At 68.9% G+C, this 2,190-nt stretch carries 1 protein-coding gene; it reads left to right on the top strand.

Features of this window, described 5'->3' with window-relative positions:
• The first annotated feature begins 12 nt into the window (after positions 1-12).
• Positions 13-1,974: a YncE family protein gene (locus tag ABT085_RS45845; RefSeq protein WP_351623072.1), complete on the top strand. Its 1,962-nt coding sequence runs from the start codon at positions 13-15 to the stop codon at positions 1,972-1,974.
• The last annotated feature ends 216 nt before the right edge of the window (positions 1,975-2,190 follow it).

The following is a 2,190-nucleotide window of genomic DNA, read 5'->3' as shown; positions in this document are numbered from 1 at the left end:
CGATCTGGTTCAATCCCTGGGCGCACCCGCACACTTCCGGCGGCGGTCGCGACGGCAGCCCTCTTCAGTTCCGTGGCGCTCGCGGCCGTCCCGGCGGCCGCCGACACCAGCACGCCGATCGGTGTCGACAGCGTGATCGACACCGTCGTCGACGGCGCCCACCAGCACCTCTACATCAGCAGCGGCAATGTGATCTCCGTCGCCGACTACACCGGCAAGGTGGTCACGACGCTCACCGGCCTGTCCGGGGTGTCCGACCTCCAGCTGAGCCCGGACGGCAGCACGCTGTACGCCGCGGTCCCCGGCGCGGACAAGATCGTCGCCTTCGACACCACGACGCTCACACAGACCGCCGAGTACCCGACCGGGGATCGGACGGCGCCGCGCCGGATCGCCCTCACCGAGGGCCGGATCTGGTTCGGCTACGGCGACCAGTGGGAGTCGGGGCTCGGCGAGGTCGACCTGACCACCGACCCGGCGGCCGTGACCCTCGACCTCGCCGGCGACCATGACTTCGCCAGCACGCCGATGCTGTACGCCGACCCGGCGAACCCGGACACCCTGGTCGCCCTTGACGGCGGCATCAGCTCCGGGCCGATCGTCGTCTACGACGTGTCGTCCGGCACCCCGGCCATCCGCGTCACCGCGGACAAGGGCGGCTTCTACCGGGACGGCGCGCTCACTCCGGACGGGCAGTCGATCGTCGTGGCCGGGCCGGGCAACCGTGCGGTCACCGAATACCGGCTCTCCGACCTTCAGGAGGTGCACGAGTACCCGGTCAAGGACGAGCCGGAGACCGTCAGCGTCGCTCCGGACGGCACGGTCGCGGCGACCGCTCTCGACACCGAGAACACCGGCGACACCTACGTCTTCCCCGGCGGAGCAGACGCCCCGGCCAGCGTCCGCAACCTGTCGGACACATGGATGCCGTGGAGCGGGCACTCGACAGCCTGGTCCGCGGACGGCACGCAGCTGTTCGTGCTGACTGGGCGGTCGGGCTCCGCGCAGTTCAACACCGTGGCCGAACCGCGCACGTACGTCACGAAGCTGACCGCTGACGCCCCAGCCACGGCAACGCGCGCCAAGACACTCACCGTCAAGGGCACGCTCGCCGCCGGCCTGATGCCGCCCGCCGGGACCCCGGTGTCCGTCGTGCGCACCGACATGCTGTCCCCGTCGGGCAAGTCCCTCGGCACCAGGGCACTGGGTGCGAACGGCGCGTTCTCCTTCACCGACGTGCCCCCGGCCGGCGGGACGGTGCGCTACACGGTCACCTACGCCGGGGACGCCGCGCACACTCCGGCATCCGCCTCGGACACCGTCGCCGTCTCCCGGGCCACGCCCGCCCTGACGCTCACCAACAACGGCAAGGTGTACGACTACGGCAAGAACGTCGCCTTCACCGCGCACCTCGGCACCACCTACACCAACCGCACGGTGGAGATCTGGGCCGATCCGTACGGCGCGGACAAGCCGAAGAAGCTGCTGAAGACCGGCAAGGTCGACTCGCACGGCAATCTGTCGGCGACCGTGAACATGTCGCGCGACACCGCCGTGACCGCCGTCTTCAAGGGCGACTCCCAGTACGGCGCACGGACCGTCAAGTCCACCGCGTACGCGCACGTGAAGATCGCGAGCTCGCTGTCCAAGTACTACCGGACGGGCACGATCGGCTCGACCCGCTACTACTACTTCCACAAGAAGACCGACGCCGTCGTGACCACCACGATGACGTACTACAAGGGCCGCAAGGAACGTCTGGACCTGCAGGTCTACTACAACGGCAAGTGGTACACGACGGACTCGGAGTACTTCGCGCTCGGGACGAGCGGCAAGTGCATAGTCAACCTGGGCCACCCGGGGACGTCGGGCGTACGCGCCCGGGTGCGCGCCGCGTACATCGATTCCTCGTCGGGTGACAACGTGAACACCACGTCGTACGGCGCATGGTCGTACTTCTACTTCACCAACTGACCGGACCGGACAAGGGGAGCGGCGGCGCGCACGACGCGCAGCCGCCCCCTGTTCCGTCGCAGCGAAAGTTGATCGATTTCACCGAAGCTTGACCGCTACCCAGCGGCAGGGGGCTGTGAGGGTTCCTCGGGGACGATGTTCGTGGGGTCGAGGAGGTGCCGGGCGACCCCACGATCAGGATTTCCCAGGGGCACGCCCCTCCAAGATCGCAGCGAC

The organism is Streptomyces sp. NPDC002265 (assembly GCF_040296125.1).
Classification (GTDB): Bacteria; Actinomycetota; Actinomycetes; order Streptomycetales; family Streptomycetaceae; genus Streptomyces.
The sequence above is the reverse complement of the archived record's forward strand: the minus strand, read 5'-3'. Positions and strand labels throughout refer to the sequence as shown.